The following is a 16,221-nucleotide window of genomic DNA, read 5'->3' as shown; positions in this document are numbered from 1 at the left end:
GCGCAGAGTTGATACCCCGCGCGGGCCCCGATCAGTCGGCGTTCAGGCGGCGTTCAGCCCGCCTTCAACGGACGATCGGTCCGCGATCAGGCTTCGCCCGCCGACTTCCGCGTGTGGAGTTGACGCGCGACCTCGGCGATCGAGCCCGAAAGCGATGGATACACGGTGAACGCATTCGCGATCTGCTCGACCGTCAGATTGTTGTCGACCGCGATCGAGATGGGGTGGATCAGTTCCGAAGCGCGCGGCGCGACGACCACACCGCCCACCACGATGCCCGTACCGGGACGGCAGAAGATCTTGACGAAGCCGTCGCGAATGCCCTGCATCTTCGCGCGCGGGTTGCGAAGGAGCGGCAGCTTGACGACGCGGGCGTCGATCTTCCCGCTGTCGACGTCGGACTGGCTGTAGCCGACGGTCGCGATCTCGGGGTCGGTGAAGACGTTCGACGACACGGTCTTCAGGTTCAGCGGCGTCACCGCGTCGCCCAGGAAGTGGTACATCGCGATGCGACCCTGCATGGCGGCGACGGAGGCGAGCGCGAAGATCCCGGTCACGTCACCGGCGGCGTACACGCCCGGCGCGGACGTGCGCGACACCTTGTCGGTCCAGATGTGCCCGGAGTCCTTGAGCTTGACCCCGGCCTCCTCCAGGCCCATGCCGCTGCTGTTCGGGATGGCACCCACGGCCATCAGACAGTGCGTACCGGAGATGACGCGGCCGTCGTTGAGCGTGACCTCGACCCGGTCGCCCACGCGCTTGGCGGAGGCGGCGCGGGAGCGCGACATGACGTTCATGCCGCGGCGGCGGAAGACGTCCTCCAGGACGGCGGCGGCGTCCGGGTCCTCGCCGGGCAGCACGCGGTCGCGGCTCGACACGAGCGTGACGTTCGACCCGAGCGCCTGATAGGCGCCGGCGAACTCGGCACCGGTGACACCGGATCCGACCACGATGAGCTCCTCGGGGAGCTCGTCCAGGTCGTACACCTGGGTCCAGTTGAGGATCCGCTCGCCGTCGGGCAGCGCGTCGGGGACCTCGCGCGGGTGACCACCGGTGGCGATGAGGACGGCGTCAGCGACGAGCGTCTCTTCGCTCCCGTCGGCCGCGCGCACGACGACCTTGCGCGAGCCGTCGGTGTCCTGCTGGCCCTCCAGGCGGCCACGGCCGCGCAGCACGCGGGCGCCGGCGCGCGTGACGGACGCGGTGATGTCGTGGGACTGCGCGAGCGCGAGGCGCTTCACACGGCGGTTGACCTTGCCGAGGTCGACGCCGACGACGCGCGCGGGAGTGTCGATGTGCGGAGTGTCGTCCGCGACGATGATCCCGAGCTCTTCATAGGAGGAGTCGAAGCTGGTCATCACCTCAGCCGTGGCGATCAGAGTCTTCGACGGGACGCAGTCGGTGAGCACCGACGCCCCGCCAAGACCGTCGCAGTCGACGACGGTCACCTCCGCGCCGAGCTGGGCGGCAACGAGTGCCGCCTCGTATCCGCCGGGTCCGCCGCCAATGATCACGATCCGAGTCACGTACTCCATTGTCCCGCACGCTTCAAGGTGCTTCGCCCCGGGGGCTCCATCCGGGCCGTTCTCCCTACAAGAAGGGCACTTCCGTTACGGGAGGGACGCACGCGTCGCCTGCCGTACCCTCGACCCCATGTCGCTCTACGCCGCGTACGCCGGCAATCTGGATCCGCGGCTCATGTCACGCCGCGCCCCGCACTCGCCGCTGCGCCAGACCGGCTGGCTGAACGGCTGGCGGCTGACCTTCGGCGGGGAGCACATGGGGTGGGAGGGCGCGCTCGCCACGATCGTCGAGGCACCGCGCTCGCAGGTCTTCGTGACGTTGTACGACGTCGCCCCCATGGACGAGGACTCCCTGGACCGGTGGGAGGGCGTGGGGCTCGACGTCTACCGCAGGATGCGCGTGCGCGTGCACACCCTCGACGGCGAGGAACCCGCCTGGGTGTACGTACTCAATGGCTACGAGGGCGGCCTGCCGTCGGCGCGATATCTGGGGGAGCTTGCCGACGCGGCGGAGACCGCGGGGGCGCCCCACGACTACGTGATGGAGCTGCGGAAGCGGCCTTGCTAGGGCGGGCCTGCGCTGTCGGGCATCCGCCGCCGGGGCTCCGTGGGCCCTGTGCCTGGCCCTCAGGGCCTTTGACTGACGCCGCTCGCAGCTCCGTCGGGGCTCCGTCGGGGCTCCGCCGGGCCTCCGGCAAGGCTCTCGTCGGAAACGACAAGACAACGATCCGAATCCCGTGAGCATCGTCATCTACGCGCGTAGGGCGTGAGCGGCTACTCTCGTCCGCGTGAACGCTTCAGTTATTCCGGACGACATCCAGGGCGACCCCTACGCCGCCGCCGACGCCGCCGCCGCGCGCCTGCGTGAGCTGACGGGTGCCGAGACCCACGACGTAGCCCTTGTGATGGGCTCCGGCTGGGCGCCGGCGGTGGACGCGCTCGGCGTGCCCGACGCCGAGTTCCCCGTCACCGAGCTGCCCGGCTTCCCGCCGCCGGCGGTCGAGGGGCACGGCGGCCGCATCCGCTCCTTCCAGGTCGGTAACAAGCGCGCCCTCGTCTTCCTGGGCCGCACCCACTACTACGAGGGCCGTGGCGTCGCCTCCGTCGCGCACGGCGTGCGTACGGCGGTGGCCGCGGGCTGCAAGACGATCGTGCTGACGAACGGCTGCGGCGGCCTGCGCGAGGGCATGCGCCCCGGTCAGCCGGTCCTCATCAGTGACCACCTCAACCTGACGGCCACGTCGCCGATCGTCGGCGCGAACTTCGTGGACCTGACGGACCTGTACTCCCCGCGTCTGCGCACCCTCTGCAAGGAGATCGACCCCTCCCTCGAAGAGGGCGTCTACGCGCAGTTCCCCGGCCCGCACTACGAGACTCCGGCGGAGATCCGCATGGCGCGCACGATCGGTGCGGACCTGGTGGGCATGTCGACGGTCCTCGAGGCGATCGCCGCGCGCGAGGCGGGTGCGGAGGTGCTCGGCATCTCTCTGGTGACGAACCTCGCCGCGGGTATGACGGGGGAGCCGCTGAACCACGAGGAGGTTCTTCAGGCGGGCCGTGACAGCGCCACTCGCATGGGCGAGCTGCTGGGCCAGGTCCTGGGCCGTATCTGATTTCTGCTGGCGGGGTCGCCTTGTCTGGCGGGGCGCCTTGCTTGGCGGGGGCCTTGCCCGGCGGTTGCCTTGCCCGGCGGTTGCCTTGACCGGGGTGTCTCTGCTGGGTGGGCGCCCCCGGGCTGCGCCTTGGCGGCCTGCGGCGGCTGCTGCCGCAGGGCTTTCCCACCCACCCGCCCGATTGCCCGGCAGCACGGCCCGTTGCCGAACAGGCTCTCCCGCCCACCCACCCGATTACCCCGCAGCATGGGCCCTTGCCGCACAAGCTTTCCCGCCCACCCGCCCGATTGCCCCGTAGCGGTCGGTGAGCGCACACGCACCTGTTCGCCCCGGGGTGATCGGGTGGGTGGGCGGGAAAGATCCGCCGCGAAGCGGCGGGACAAGCCCCCACCGGGCGGCACCCGGTGGCGCAGCCGGTGCTGGGCAGGGATCAACCGCCGGGCCCCGCCGGGTAGACGTAACCCCCGCGGGCAAGAACGCACCGCAGGGCCACCGCCGCCCCACCGGGTAGGCATACCCGGGGCGGACCACAAAGCCTGCCGGGCCCGGGGCCCGGGCCCCGCAATCGAACTCCGCATACGAGAGGCTGACGTCACGTGCTGGACGACTCTGAACTCATCGCGCGGGCCCAGGCCTGGCTGGCCGAGGACCCGGACCCCGAGACCCGCGAGGAACTCGCGAAGCTCATCGACGCCACGGACACCGAAGAGCTGAGCGCCCGTTTCAGCGGCACCCTCCAGTTCGGCACCGCCGGCCTCCGCGGCGAACTCGGCGCGGGCCCCATGCGCATGAACCGCACCGTGGTCATCCGCGCGGCAGCGGGCCTCGCCGCGTACCTGAAGGCCGAGGGCCAGACCGACGGCCTCGTCGTCATCGGCTACGACGCCCGCCACAAGTCCGCGGACTTCGCGCGCGACACCGCCGCCGTCATGACCGGCGCCGGACTCAGGGCGGCGGTGCTCCCCCGCCCGCTCCCCACCCCCGTACTCGCCTTCGCCATAAGGCACCTCGGCGCCGTCGCGGGCGTGGAGGTGACGGCGAGCCACAACCCCCCGCGCGACAACGGCTACAAGGTCTACCTCGGCGACGGCTCCCAGATCGTCCCGCCCGCCGACGCGGAGATCGCGGCGCAGATCGACGCGGTGGCCACCCTCCATGACGTGCCCCGCCCGGAGTCCGGCTGGGAGACCCTCGCAGACGACGTCCTCAACGCCTACCTGGCCCGCACCGACGCCGTCCTGTCCCCCGGCTCCCCCCGCACCGCCCGCACCGTCTACACGGCGATGCACGGCGTCGGCAAGGACACCCTCCTCGCGGCGTTCGAGCGGGCGGGATTCCCCGCCCCCGTACTCGTCGCGGAACAGGCGGAGCCGGACCCGGACTTCCCGACCGTCGCGTTCCCCAACCCGGAGGAGCCGGGCGCGATGGACCTCTCCTTCGCGAAGGCCCACGAGGCGGACCCGGACCTGATCATCGCCAACGACCCGGACGCGGACCGCTGCGCGGCGGCGGTCAAGGACGGTCCGGACGGCCCGGGTGGCGCCGACTGGCGCATGCTCCGGGGCGATGAGGTCGGCGCGCTCCTCGCGGCCCATCTCGTGCGCCGGGGCGCCCGCGGCACGTTCGCCGAGTCGATCGTCTCCTCGTCCCTGCTCGGCCGGATCGCGGAGAAGGCGGGTCTGCCGTACGAGGAGACCCTCACCGGCTTCAAGTGGATCGCCCGCGTGGAGGGCCTGCGCTACGGCTACGAAGAGGCCCTCGGCTACTGCGTGGACCCCGAAGGCGTACGCGACAAGGACGGCATCACGGCGGCGCTCCTGCTGACGGAGCTGGCGTCCGAGCTGAAGGAAGAGGGGCGCACCCTCCTCGACCTCCTCGACGACCTCGCCGTGGAGCACGGCCTGCATGCCACCGACCAGTTGTCGGTCCGCGTCGAGGACCTCTCCCTGATCGCGGACGCGATGCGCCGCCTGCGCGAACAGCCGCCGACCGCGCTCGCGGGCCTGCCCGTCGCCAAGGCCGAGGACCTCACACAGGGCACGGACACGCTGCCGCCCACCGACGGCCTGCGCTACACGCTCGACGGCGCCCGCGTCATCGTGCGCCCGAGCGGCACGGAGCCGAAGCTGAAGTGCTACCTGGAGGTGGTGGTCCCGGTGGCGGCGAAGGCCGGCCTGCCCGCCGCCCGCACCGAGGCGACGGACCTCCTCGCGGCGGTCAAGCGCGACCTGGCCGCGGCCGCGGGCATCTAGCCACCGTCCGGCGGGACCTCCGAGGCGGGTGGCGCAGGGCCGCCACCCGTCCGAGTGGTTCGGTCGGCGCAGTTGCCGCAGCGATCCGTGCGCTGCCGGTCCCCCAGGAAGGGTGACCGGCAGCGCACGATCACGTTCCAGGAGCTGCCGCAGTGCCGTACGGACCGACCCCCGAGACCACCTCGCCCGCATCGCCTTCCGCCGCCACGCCCCGGGTCGTCGCCCCGTCCCGCCTCCCTCGCAGCACCCCGGGCCACGCGTCGGGCCGCGCCCGCGCCCTGCGGCACGCTTCTCCCGCGCTCCTCGCGTACGCCGCCGTACGCCTCTTCGGCGCCCTGGTCTTCTCCCTCTGGGCACGCAGGGAGCAGCGGGACGTCTGGCACCTGCTGGCGGAGTCGTGGGACTGCGACTGGTACCTGAAGATCGCCGACAAGGGCTACGCGCACACCCTGGGCACCCAGATCGACGCGAACAACCTCGCCTTCTTCCCGCTGCACCCCCTGCTCATCAGGGCGGGCACCGTGATCGTCCCGGAGCCGCGCGGTGCCGTGGGGCTCGCGATCGCCGTCACCTGCTCGTTCCTCGCGGCGTGGGGGATCTTCGCGGTGGGCGACCGCCTGTACGGACGCAGAACCGGCGTCCTGCTCGCCGCCCTCTGGGGCTCGCTGCCCATCGCGCTCGTGCAGTGGATGGGCTACACGGAGTCGCTCTTCACGGCACTCACCGCGTGGGCGCTGTACGCCGTGCTCACCGGCCGCTGGATCTGGGCGGGTTCGCTGGCCGCGCTCGCGGGCCTGACCCGCCCGACGGGTGTCGCGCTCGCGGCGGCGGTGTCCCTGACGGCGCTGCTCGCGCTGTGGCGCACGCGCCGCGCAGAGGGCGGCGACAGCCGCGTACGCACGCTCCTGGGCGCCCTGCTCGCCCCGCTCGGCTGGCTTTCGTACGTCGGCTGGGTGGGGTTCCGGCTCGGCCGCTGGGACGGCTATTTCGCCGTACAGAAGCTGTGGCGCAACGAGTGGGACGGCGGGGTGGCGACCCTGCGGACGATGTACGACCTGCTCGCGGTGCAACGGCCGCAGCTGTTCCTGACGATGGTGACCGCGACGCTGCTCGCGTCGGTGGCGCTGTTCGTCCTGTCGGTGGCTGACCGGCAGCCGCTTCCGCTGCTGGTCTTCACGGGCCTGCTGCTGCTGATCGTGCTCGGCAGCAAGGGGGTCTACTTCCCCCGGGCGCGCTTCCTGCTCCCCGGCTTCCCCCTGCTGCTGCCGCTCGCGGCGGCGCTGGCCCGCGCGCGGACGCATGTCGCCGTGACGGTGACGGTGGCCGCTGCCGTGACGTCGGCGGCGTTCGGGGGCCACATGCTGCTTGCGTGGATGGGCCCGCCGTAGGCCCGGCCCCTAGGCGACGGCCAGCACCACCGCGAGCAGCACCGCACCGGCGACGGCGGGCGCGAGGATCTCGTAAGCCCAGCGCACCACGGGCTCGCCCTGCGCGGACTCCGCTCCGGCCCGCTGCTCGGAGAGTTCGCGCAGGTCGTCCATGATCTGGTCGCCGGCGGCGCGTGGGGACGACGACTGACCGGGCCTCAGCGAAGCACGGAGACCCGGGCCGCCGACGCTCGGGTCACCAGCGGCCGCCCCCTGCGAACTCCTCCTCGCGGCCTTCTTGCGGCCGCGCAGGGAGACCGGGATGGCCCAGAGCTGGTACTTGGTGCCGGACTGGGTGAGGACTTCGTTCGAGTACCCGGAGCGCAGGGTCGCGACGGCGGCCCACGGCAGGGTGATCGTCCGGAAGGGATTGCGGATGCGCAGCCGGTCGTCGTTGGAGTACACGGCGGGGCGCACGGTGAAGGCGACGACGATCGGCACCGCCAGGAGCAGCCCGGCGAGCGCGAGCCACGGTGTGCGGCCCTCCCCGCGGATCATCGCGTCGATGCCGAGCCAGCCGCCGAGGGCGAGCAGCAGGACGCCTCCGGCGATACCGCCGGACGACCGGAAGGTCCGGTCCTTGTACTCGGGGTACTCGGGCTCCGCCACGGGAGGCTGGGGGTCGGTCATACCCCTGATTCTGCCTGAGGTCCGCCGCGGGGCGGCCGCGGGGACGCCCGCCCGACGGATTCCCCTGGGGCGACCCACCTCTGTACAGCCGCTACGCGCGTAGATATGCTCCCCTCGTGACCATGCCCACTGCACCCGCAACTGCATCCGCACACGCGCTCGCGGACGCCACAGCGTCGGACCGCACGCTGCGCCGCTTCCTCCACGGGCTGCCCGGCGTCGACACGGTCGGCCTGGAGGCGCGCGCCTCAGCGCTCGGCACCCGTTCGATCAAGAGCACGGCGAAGGCGTACGCCATCGATCTCGCCATCTCGATGATCGACCTGACGACGCTGGAGGGCGCCGACACCCCGGGCAAGGTCCGGGCGCTCGGCGCGAAGGCCGTGCACCCCGATCCGACCGACCGCGGCACGCCGAAGACCGCCGCGGTCTGCGTCTATCCGGACATGGTGGCCACCGCCAAGGAGGCCGTCGGCGACAGCGGGGTCAAGGTCGCCTCCGTCGCGACCGCCTTCCCCGCGGGCCGCGCCGCCATCGGCGTGAAGCTCGGTGACGTCCGCGAGGCCGTCACCGCGGGTGCCGACGAGATCGACATGGTCATCGACCGCGGCGCCTTCCTCGCCGGTGACTACATGACGGTGTTCGAGCAGATCCGCGCCGTGAAGGAAGCCTCCGGCGAGGCCCGGCTCAAGGTCATCTTCGAGACCGGCGAGCTGTCCACGTACGACAACATCCGGCGTGCCTCCTGGATCGGCATGCTCGCGGGCGCGGACTTCATCAAGACCTCGACCGGCAAGGTCGGCGTCAACGCCACCCCCGCGAACACCCTCCTGATGCTGGAAGCCGTACGCGACTTCCGCGAGCAGACCGGGGTACAGGTCGGGGTGAAGCCCGCGGGCGGCATCCGCACCTCCAAGGACGCGATCAAGTTCCTCGTCCTGGTGAACGAGACCGCGGGCGAGGACTGGCTGGACAACCACTGGTTCCGCTTCGGCGCCTCATCGCTCCTCAACGACCTGCTGATGCAGCGCCAGAAGCTGGCCACGGGCCGCTACTCCGGCCCCGACTACGTGACGGTGGACTGACCCATGACTTCCACACCTTCGGCCTCCAAGGCTTTCGAGTACGCCCCCGCGCCGGAGTCCCGCTCCGTCGTCGACATCGCGCCGTCGTACGGCCTTTTCATCGACGGCGAGTTCGTGGAGGCGGCGGACGGCAAGGTCTTCAAGACCGTCTCGCCCTCCACCGAAGAGGTCCTCTCCGAAGTCGCGCAGGCATCCTCCGAAGACGTCGACCGCGCGGTGAAGGCCGCCCGCAAGGCGTTCGAGAAGTGGTCGGCGCTGCCGGGCGCCGAGCGCGCCAAGTACCTCTTCCGTATCGCGCGGATCATCCAGGAGCGCAGCCGCGAACTGGCCGTCCTGGAGACCCTCGACAACGGAAAGCCCATCAAGGAGACGCGCGACGCCGACCTCCCCCTGGTCGCCGCGCACTTCTTCTACTACGCGGGCTGGGCCGACAAGCTCGACCACGCCGGGTACGGCGCGGACCCGAAGCCGCTCGGTGTCGCGGGCCAGGTCATCCCCTGGAACTTCCCGCTCCTGATGCTGGCGTGGAAGATCGCCCCGGCCCTCGCGACGGGCAACACGGTCGTCCTGAAGCCCGCCGAGACCACGCCCCTGAGCGCCCTGTTCTTCGCGGACATCTGCCGCCAGGCGGGCCTGCCCAAGGGCGTCGTCAACATCCTTCCCGGGTACGGCGACGCGGGCGCGGCCCTGACCGCACACCCGGACGTGAACAAGGTCGCCTTCACCGGCTCGACCGCCGTCGGCAAGGCCATCGCACGCCAGGTCGCGGGCACGGACAAGAAGGTCACGCTCGAACTGGGCGGCAAGGGCGCGAACATCGTCTTCGACGACGCCCCGATCGACCAGGCCGTCGAGGGCATCGTCACCGGCATCTTCTTCAACCAGGGCCAGGTCTGCTGCGCGGGCTCGCGCCTCCTCGTACAGGAGTCGGTCCAGGACGAGGTGCTCGACGCCCTCAAGCGGCGCCTGACCACCCTGCGCCTGGGCGACCCGCTGGACAAGAACACCGACATCGGCGCGATCAACTCCGCCGAGCAGCTCGCCCGGATCAAGGCCCTCACCGAGACGGGCGAGGCCGAGGGCGCCGAGCGCTGGTCCGCTCCGTGCGAACTCCCCTCCGCCGGCTACTGGTTCGCGCCGACGCTCTTCACGAACGTCACGCAGGCGCACACCGTCGCGCGCGACGAGATCTTCGGCCCGGTGCTCTCGGTGCTCACGTTCCGTACGCCGGAAGAGGCCGTCGCCAAGGCCAACAACACCCAGTACGGCCTCTCCGCCGGCATCTGGACGGAGAAGGGCTCCCGCATCCTCGCGGTCGCCGATCGCCTGCGCGCGGGCGTCATCTGGGCCAACACGTTCAACAAGTTCGACCCGACCTCGCCCTTCGGCGGCTACAAGGAATCGGGTTACGGCCGCGAGGGCGGCCGCCACGGCCTGGAGGCTTACCTCGATGTCTGAGCAGCGTTTGAGCGTCTTCAAGACCTACAAGCTGTACGTAGGGGGCAAGTTCCCCCGCAGCGAGAGCGGCCGGGTGTACGAGGTGTCCGACTCGAAGAACAAGTGGCTGGCCAACGCCCCGCTGTCGTCCCGCAAGGACGCGCGTGACGCGGTCGTGGCCGCGCGCAAGGCGCAGGGCGGCTGGGCGGGCAAGACGGCCTACCTGCGCGGCCAGATCCTCTACCGCGTCGCGGAGATGCTGGAGGGCCGCAAGGACCAGTTCGTCCGCGAGGTCGCCGAGGCCGAGGGCCTGTCCAAGTCGAAGGCCGCCGCCGTCGTGGACGCCGCGATCGACCGCTGGGTCTGGTACGCGGGCTGGACCGACAAGATCGCCCAGATCGTGGGCGGCGGCAACCCTGTCGCGGGCCCCTTCTTCAACCTCTCCTCGCCCGAGCCGACGGGCGTGGTGACGGTCGTCGCCCCGCAGAAGTCGTCGTTCCTCGGCCTGGTTTCCGTCATCGCTCCGGTGATCGCGACGGGCAACACAGCTGTGGTGATCGCGAGCGAGGACTCCCCGCTCCCGGCGCTCTCGCTGGGCGAGGTGCTCGCCACCTCCGACCTGCCGGGCGGCGTCGTGAACATCCTGTCCGGCCGTACGGCGGAGATCACCCCGTCGCTCGCCGCGCACCAGGACGTGAACGCGATCGACCTCGCGGGCGTCGAGGACGACGTACTGGCGAAGGAGCTCGAGGTCGCGGCGGCGGACAACCTCAAGCGCGTCGTCCGTCCACAGGCTGTGGACTGGTCGGCGGATCCGGGCACGCACCGCCTGACGGCCTTCCTGGAGACCAAGACGGTCTGGCACCCCACGGGTTCACTGGGCGCGTCCGGCTCCTCCTACTGACCCGAGCCATCTCCCCGCGGCGAAGCCCCGGCCCTCCTCCGTCCAGGAGGGCCGGGGCTTCGCCCTTTCACCGCTGCCGTCAGATGCCGAACCGCGCCGCGATCCCGTCGAGGACGCACTCCAGGCCCGTCTCGAACGCCCAGGTCGGATCGTCCTTGCGCCTCGCCCGCAGACCGTGGCGCCGGTACGTGGGGTAGCGGCCTGTCTCCATGAGGTACGTCATCTGCGGTGCGAGGCCCTTGCGGATCTCGGCGCCGGACGACCAGCCCTCGGCCTGGGTCCACTCCTGCAGGGCCACTTCGGACGAGGCAGCGCCGTGGGCGTAGGCGCTGACGGTGCGGAACGCCACCATCATCGTGTCCTCGTCGAGGCCGAGGCCGTCGAGCGCGGCCAACTGCCGCTCGGCGATGGCCAGCCGGCCCGGGGTGAGGACGAAGGTCGCCGTGGGCAGCTGGCCCATCCACGGGTGCCGCCGCATCGTCTCCCGGGTCAGCAGGGCGAAGGCCCGCAGCACCTCGCGCCAGCCGGTCAGCTCCTCGGGGATCGCGATCTCGGCCGCGAGCCGCTCGGCCATCAGTGCCCGCAGTTCGTCCTTGCCGGAGACGTGACGGTACGCGGCCATCGGCGCGACCCCCAGCTCCGTGGCGAGCCGGCGCATGGTGACGGCGGCGAGGCCCTCCGCGTCGGCGATCTCGACCGCGACGGCCCCGATCCGCTCCAGGGTCAGTGAGGCGCGGGGCGCGGCCGGCTGTTCCAGGCGCTCCCAGAGCGACTTGTCCGGCGCCGCCTTGCCGTCCCTCTTCTGACCAGCCACAGCCGGGCTCCTCTCCGTCGAGCGCTCAGCGTACAACGTATCCATCAGTAGACGCTGTACACACTGCCGTGTACGTTGTACGCACATCGATACGCCGTACACATTCACCACGCCCAGACCAGGGGGACACCCATGCCCAGCAGCACCGACCGGCCGCTACAGATCGCCGTGGTCATCGGCAGCACCCGCGAGGGCCGCTTCGCGCCCGTCGTCACGCAGTGGCTGACGGGACACCTCGACCGGCGCGACGACATGAAGGCCGATGTGGTCGACCTCGCCGAGACCCCGCTGCCCACAGTCCTGCCCGCCTTCGGGGAGCCGCCCGCACCCGGCGTCGAGGAGGCGCTCGCCCAGGTGTCACCGCGCCTGGAGGCCGCCGACGCGTTCGTCTTCGTCACGCCGGAGTACAACCACAGCTTCCCGGCCTCCCTGAAGAACGCCATCGACTGGCACAACACGCAGTGGCACGGCAAGCCGATCGCCTTCGTCTCCTACGGCGGCCTCTCCGGCGGCCTGCGCGCGGTCGAGCAACTCCGCGTGGTCATGGCCGAGTTGAACGCGACGACCATCCGCAACACGGTCAGCTTCCACAACGCCTGGGGCCGGTTCGGCGCGGACGGGACCGTCGACGACCCGGCCGTGAACAAGGCGGCCGACGCCCTGCTCGACCAGCTGGCCTGGTGGGCTCACGCGCTGCGGGACGCCAAGTCCGTTCGTCCGTACGCCGCCTGACGGCACATCAATCTCTGCTGGGGGGACCATGAGTCAACGTACGGAAGAGACGAGCACCCCGCTGCCTCCGGAGGCCGCGCAGGCGCCCCCCGAGGGCGGCCCGTCCAAGCTCGTCCTCTTCGGGCTGCTGCTCGGCCTGATGCTCGGACTGCTCGACGGCACGATCGTGGGCACCGCCCTGCCCACCATCGTCGGCGACCTCGGCGGCCTCGACCACCTCTCCTGGGTGGTGACCGCCTATCTGCTCACCGCGTCCGTCTCCACTCCCATCTGGGGCAAGCTCGGCGACCTGTACGGGCGCAAGGGCAGCTTCATCTGGTCGATCGTGGTGTTCCTCGCGGGCTCCGTGCTCTCCGGGCTCGCCCAGGACATGGGGCAGCTCATCGCCTTCCGCGCCGTGCAGGGCCTCGGCGCGGGCGGCCTGATGGTCGGCGCCATCTCGATCATCGGCGTCATGCTGCCGCCGTCACAGGCGGGCCGCTCGCAGTCGATGGTCGGCGCGATGATGCCCGTGGCGCTGGTCGGCGGACCGCTGCTCGGCGGCTTCCTCACCGACCAACTGGACTGGCGCTGGGTCTTCTACGTCAACGTCCCCATCGGCGGACTCGCCCTGCTCATCATCGGCCTGCGGCTGCGCCTGCGCACCGAGCGGGTCAGGGCCCGCATCGACTTCGCCGGCGCCGCCCTCCTCTCCACGGGCATCCTCGCCCTGACGCTCCTCGGCAGTTGGGGCGGGACGACGTACGGCTGGTCGTCGCCGCAGATCCTCGGACTCGGCGTGATCGGCGCCGGATCCCTGGTCTGGTTCGCGCGGGTCGAGCGGCGCGCGGCCGAACCGGTCATCCCGCCCCGGCTCTTCGCCGACCGCAACTTCACCCTCGCCCAGGTCCTCACCTTCCTGGTGGGCGCTGCCATGCTCGCGGCGTCCTCGTATCTGCCGCAGTACATGCAGTTCGTACGCGGAGCCTCGTCCACGGCCAGCGGCATGCTGCTGCTCCCGCTGATGGCAGGCATGTTCGGGGCGCAACTCCTGCTCGGCCGGATCACGTCCAAGGGCGGCGGCTACCGCGCCTACACCATCATCGGCGGCGCCTTGACGGCCGTCGGCGGCCTCGCGCTCCTCGCGGTCGGCGCGGACACCCCCACCGCCGTGACCTCCGCGCTGACGTTCGCGCTCGGCACGGGCATGGGCTTCCTGATCCAGAGCACCCTGCTCATCACCATCAACAGCGCGGAGCCGCGCGACATGGGCGCCGCCACCGGCACCACCACGCTCCTGCGCACGATCGGCGGCTCACTGGGCGTCTCCGTCATGGGCGCCGTCTATGCGAACCGCCTGACAGCGGGCGGTATGCCGGAGGGCGGCACCGCATGGACCCCCGAGGCGGTCGGGAAGATGCCGGCGGGAGTGCGGGAAACGGTGCGCACAGCTGTCACCGGCGGCATGCACGGCGTGGCCCTCGGCGCCGCGATTCTTGGCGCGGCGGCCTTCGCGGTGGCATGGCTGGTGCGGGAAGTCCCCCTGCGGCAGGGGTGACGGGGGGGGCGCCGCGTCAGCAGCCCTTAGCCGGGCAGCACACTCGTGGCCGGGCCGATCAGTGGCAGGTCCTCCAGCGCCGCGCCCTGAGTCAGCGGGGCCGTCACCGGCGCCGTCGAGATCGGCTTGAAGTCCGCGATCTGGGTGCCCAGGGCGTTGTCCAGCGGGTCGGCCCCCGTACCCGCGAGCGGGTTGAGCTTCAGCGCCTTGGCGGGCCCGAGCCCTCCGGCGGTGACCTCCTCCACCGCCCGGAGCATCCCCGCCCCGGCGGCCGGCAGATTCTCGGACGCCGGAGGCGTGGGGGCCGGGGCGGCGTTGGCCGTCGCCGCGCCGCCGATGCCGAGCGCCGTGCCCGCGACGCTGACCGTCAGACCCGCCCGCAGCAGGACGCGGGAGAGGTGCTTGGAGGCTGTTGCGTGCCGTGCCATGGGTTCCGCCCTTATCCGCTTGAGTAATCAGATGCGCACACAGCGTAGTTGAGGGGTGATGCGGGCACCAAAGCCCTACCCTTCGGGTCGCCTGGGCGGCTCAATGCAGCACACTGGTCTCTCGTGAGTTCCCATCCCCCGATACCCACCCGAGTCGTGCTGCTCGCCGGTCCCTCGGGCTCAGGCAAGTCGTCGTTCGCCGCCCGCTCCGGGCTGCCCGTCCTGTGCCTCGACGACTTCTACAAGGAGGGTCACGACCCGACACTGCCGCAGGTCCCCGGCAGCACGGACATCGACTGGGACTCTCCCGCATCCTGGGACGCGGATGTCGCCGTCGCCGCCATCGAGCAGCTGTGCCGCACGGGACGTACGCGCGTCCCCGTCTACGACATCGCCACCAGCTCGCGTACGGGCGAGTCCGCGATGGACATCGAGCGCACGCCCCTCTTCATCGCGGAGGGGATCTTCGCGGCGGACATCGTGGAGCGGTGCCGGGAGATCGGCGTGCTCGCCGACGCGCTCTGTCTCCGGGGGCGGCCGTCCACCACTTTCCGGCGGCGGCTCCTGCGGGATCTGCGCGAGGGGCGCAAGTCCGTGGCGTTCCTGCTGCGGCGCGGGTGGCGGCTGATGCGGGCCGAGCGCGCGATCGTCGCCCGGCAGACCGCGCTCGGCGCTCACCCCTGCGGGAAGGACGAGGCCCTGGGGCGGCTCGCGGCCGCTGCCGCGGGCCGGTGCGCCAAGGCTCGCGCCGAGGCCGCGTAACTCCGCGCGCCTACAAGCACCCGTACACACCCGTACACAGCAGAAGGACCGGAAAGACCCCCCGGCCTTCCGGTCCCGCTACTTGTTTCCCCCGTGGATCCCCCGTGATCCCCGTTTTCCCCCGTGTCCCCCCTGCTACCGCCGCCTCCCCCCGGGAGCGGCGGCCCCCCATGATCCCTAGGCGACCAACTCGCCGAAGGACTCCTCCTGGTCACGGCCGAAGCTGAGGACCTCGTCCTCGCGCAGCCGGCGCAGGGAGCGCCAGATGCTGGACTTCACCGTGCCCACGCTGATGTCGAGGATGTCCGCGATCTCGGGGTCCGTGCGGCCCTCGTAGTAACGCAGGACCAGCATCGTCCGCTGCAGTTCGGGGAGGCGGGCCAGGGCCTGCCAGAGAACCGCGCGGAGTTCGGTGCCACGCATCGCGTCCGTGTCGCCCGCCGTCTCCGGCAGCTCCTCGGTCGGGTATTCGTTGAGCTTGCGGCGCCGCCAGGCGCTGATGTGCAGGTTGGTCATGGTGCGGCGGAGGTATCCGCCGACCGCGGCCTTGTCGCTGATCCTGTCCCAGGCCCGGTACGTCGAGAAGAGGGCGCTCTGGAGCAGGTCCTCCGCCTCGAAACGGTCACCGGTCAGGTGGTAGGCGGTTGCGTACAGGGAGGCACGACGCTCCTGGACGTAGGCGGTGAACTCCGCCTCCGACGCTGTGGTGCGCTCCCCCGTGTCCTCCCTGTACGCGGCTCCCCCGTGAGCCCCCCCATCGTCTCCGCGGGTTTCCCCCCGGAACGCGTCAACCACCGTCATGTACGCGGTGTGCTGACGCCCGGTGCCGCGAGCGCACCCCCGCCCGCTCACGGCACCGGACTTCTCGTGCCTCTCGGCAGGCCGGATCACGTCGTGGAGACGCGTGATTACTGCGCTTGAGCTGGTGCTGTGCAGTGTGTTCATCTCGCGCCCCCCGTCGGTGGAGTCCGGCTTTTTCCGTGTGACCAGAACTCTGCCGGACCCACTTCATGACGGTGTCCGTCGACTGTCACAGGCCTGCAACAGCGCATCTACTTGTAGGGGGAGCGTGTGGAT

15 protein-coding genes are annotated in these 16,221 nt (G+C 71.3%); 10 read left to right on the top strand and 5 right to left on the bottom strand.

Translation table 11 applies throughout. The annotated features are described in order from the left end of the window. Window positions 1–86 precede the first annotated feature (86 nt). Entirely contained in the window at window positions 87–1,535 is a 1,449-nt protein-coding gene (locus E5671_RS29090) for an NAD(P)H-quinone dehydrogenase (protein ID WP_160506852.1), read from the bottom strand. Between the two features lie 118 nt (window positions 1,536–1,653). Here E5671_RS29090 and E5671_RS29085 point away from each other — a divergent pair, with 118 nt between their 5' ends. The 4 genes from E5671_RS29085 (at window position 1,654) to E5671_RS29070 (ending at window position 6,776) form a co-directional block, all read left to right on the top strand. Then, window positions 1,654–2,091, top strand: coding sequence for a gamma-glutamylcyclotransferase (locus E5671_RS29085; RefSeq protein WP_160506851.1), 438 nt, complete (start codon window positions 1,654–1,656; stop codon window positions 2,089–2,091). Window positions 2,092–2,311: 220 nt separating this feature from the next. Then, on the top strand, window positions 2,312–3,136 hold the full coding sequence (locus E5671_RS29080; protein ID WP_160506850.1) for a purine-nucleoside phosphorylase: 825 nt from the start codon (window positions 2,312–2,314) through the stop codon (window positions 3,134–3,136). 599 nt (window positions 3,137–3,735) lie between these two features. After that, a complete protein-coding gene (locus tag E5671_RS29075) occupies window positions 3,736–5,388 on the top strand; it encodes a phospho-sugar mutase (protein WP_160510477.1) in 1,653 nt (550 codons plus the stop codon). 152 nt (window positions 5,389–5,540) lie between these two features. Next, window positions 5,541–6,776 carry a hypothetical protein gene (locus E5671_RS29070; protein WP_443032711.1) on the top strand — a complete coding sequence of 412 codons (1,236 nt, stop codon included), beginning with the start codon at window positions 5,541–5,543 and terminating at the stop codon, window positions 6,774–6,776. A gap of 9 nt (window positions 6,777–6,785) precedes the next feature. On the opposite strand, the gene E5671_RS29065 is transcribed toward E5671_RS29070, so the two are convergent. Continuing rightward, window positions 6,786–7,445: a PH domain-containing protein gene (locus tag E5671_RS29065; protein WP_160506849.1), complete on the bottom strand. Its 660-nt coding sequence runs from the start codon at window positions 7,443–7,445 to the stop codon at window positions 6,786–6,788. A 122-nt stretch (window positions 7,446–7,567) separates the two neighbouring features. On the opposite strand from E5671_RS29065, the gene deoC reads away from it, so the two are divergent. Genes deoC through E5671_RS29050 form a run of 3 tightly spaced genes read left to right on the top strand, consistent with a single transcriptional unit; the run spans window position 7,568 to window position 10,871 of the window. Continuing rightward, window positions 7,568–8,530, top strand: a complete 963-nt coding sequence (gene deoC, locus E5671_RS29060; RefSeq protein WP_202122381.1) for a deoxyribose-phosphate aldolase — start codon at window positions 7,568–7,570, stop codon at window positions 8,528–8,530. 3 nt (window positions 8,531–8,533) lie between these two features. Next, complete coding sequence (locus E5671_RS29055) at window positions 8,534–9,988, top strand: aldehyde dehydrogenase family protein (protein ID WP_160506847.1); 1,455 nt, start codon at window positions 8,534–8,536, stop codon at window positions 9,986–9,988. After that, entirely contained in the window at window positions 9,981–10,871 is an 891-nt protein-coding gene (locus E5671_RS29050; protein ID WP_160506846.1) for an aldehyde dehydrogenase family protein, read from the top strand. The genes E5671_RS29055 and E5671_RS29050 overlap by 8 nt, the downstream gene beginning before the upstream one ends. Before the next feature lie 79 nt (window positions 10,872–10,950). Here the strand turns inward: E5671_RS29050 and E5671_RS29045 are convergent, their stop codons facing one another. After that, complete coding sequence (locus E5671_RS29045; protein ID WP_336605874.1) at window positions 10,951–11,685, bottom strand: TetR/AcrR family transcriptional regulator; 735 nt, start codon at window positions 11,683–11,685, stop codon at window positions 10,951–10,953. A 132-nt stretch (window positions 11,686–11,817) separates the two neighbouring features. On the opposite strand from E5671_RS29045, the gene E5671_RS29040 reads away from it, so the two are divergent. Then, a complete protein-coding gene (locus tag E5671_RS29040) occupies window positions 11,818–12,417 on the top strand; it encodes an NADPH-dependent FMN reductase (RefSeq protein ID WP_160506844.1) in 600 nt (199 codons plus the stop codon). A 28-nt stretch (window positions 12,418–12,445) separates the two neighbouring features. Then, complete coding sequence (locus tag E5671_RS29035) at window positions 12,446–13,954, top strand: MDR family MFS transporter (RefSeq protein WP_160506843.1); 1,509 nt, start codon at window positions 12,446–12,448, stop codon at window positions 13,952–13,954. A gap of 26 nt (window positions 13,955–13,980) precedes the next feature. On the opposite strand, the gene E5671_RS29030 is transcribed toward E5671_RS29035, so the two are convergent. Then, window positions 13,981–14,382, bottom strand: coding sequence for a hypothetical protein (locus E5671_RS29030; protein ID WP_160506842.1), 402 nt, complete (start codon window positions 14,380–14,382; stop codon window positions 13,981–13,983). Window positions 14,383–14,505: 123 nt separating this feature from the next. On the opposite strand from E5671_RS29030, the gene E5671_RS29025 reads away from it, so the two are divergent. Beyond that, window positions 14,506–15,144, top strand: a complete 639-nt coding sequence (locus tag E5671_RS29025; RefSeq protein ID WP_336605873.1) for a uridine kinase family protein — start codon at window positions 14,506–14,508, stop codon at window positions 15,142–15,144. A 177-nt stretch (window positions 15,145–15,321) separates the two neighbouring features. Here E5671_RS29025 and E5671_RS29020 read toward each other — a convergent pair whose 3' ends face one another. Further along, window positions 15,322–16,089 (bottom strand): SigE family RNA polymerase sigma factor, encoded by a 768-nt coding sequence (locus tag E5671_RS29020; protein WP_160506840.1) that lies wholly within the window; start codon window positions 16,087–16,089, stop codon window positions 15,322–15,324. Between the last annotated feature and the right edge of the window lie 132 nt (window positions 16,090–16,221).

Origin of the sequence: Streptomyces sp. BA2, assembly GCF_009769735.1 — a bacterium.
GTDB lineage: Bacteria > Actinomycetota > Actinomycetes > Streptomycetales > Streptomycetaceae > Streptomyces.
Note: the sequence above shows the minus strand (reverse complement) of the source record. Positions and strands in the feature narration are given on the sequence as shown.

Coding starts and splice junctions, on each gene's coding strand:
- deoC (WP_202122381.1), top strand. CDS start 7,568: ATGCCCACTGCACCCGCAACTGCATCCGCACACGCGCTCGCGGACGCC.
- E5671_RS29090 (WP_160506852.1), bottom strand. CDS start 1,535: ATGGAGTACGTGACTCGGATCGTGATCATTGGCGGCGGACCCGGCGGA.
- E5671_RS29055 (WP_160506847.1), top strand. CDS start 8,534: ATGACTTCCACACCTTCGGCCTCCAAGGCTTTCGAGTACGCCCCCGCG.
- E5671_RS29040 (WP_160506844.1), top strand. CDS start 11,818: ATGCCCAGCAGCACCGACCGGCCGCTACAGATCGCCGTGGTCATCGGC.
- E5671_RS29050 (WP_160506846.1), top strand. CDS start 9,981: ATGTCTGAGCAGCGTTTGAGCGTCTTCAAGACCTACAAGCTGTACGTA.
- E5671_RS29020 (WP_160506840.1), bottom strand. CDS start 16,089: ATGAACACACTGCACAGCACCAGCTCAAGCGCAGTAATCACGCGTCTC.
- E5671_RS29035 (WP_160506843.1), top strand. CDS start 12,446: ATGAGTCAACGTACGGAAGAGACGAGCACCCCGCTGCCTCCGGAGGCC.
- E5671_RS29065 (WP_160506849.1), bottom strand. CDS start 7,445: ATGACCGACCCCCAGCCTCCCGTGGCGGAGCCCGAGTACCCCGAGTAC.
- E5671_RS29085 (WP_160506851.1), top strand. CDS start 1,654: ATGTCGCTCTACGCCGCGTACGCCGGCAATCTGGATCCGCGGCTCATG.
- E5671_RS29030 (WP_160506842.1), bottom strand. CDS start 14,382: ATGGCACGGCACGCAACAGCCTCCAAGCACCTCTCCCGCGTCCTGCTG.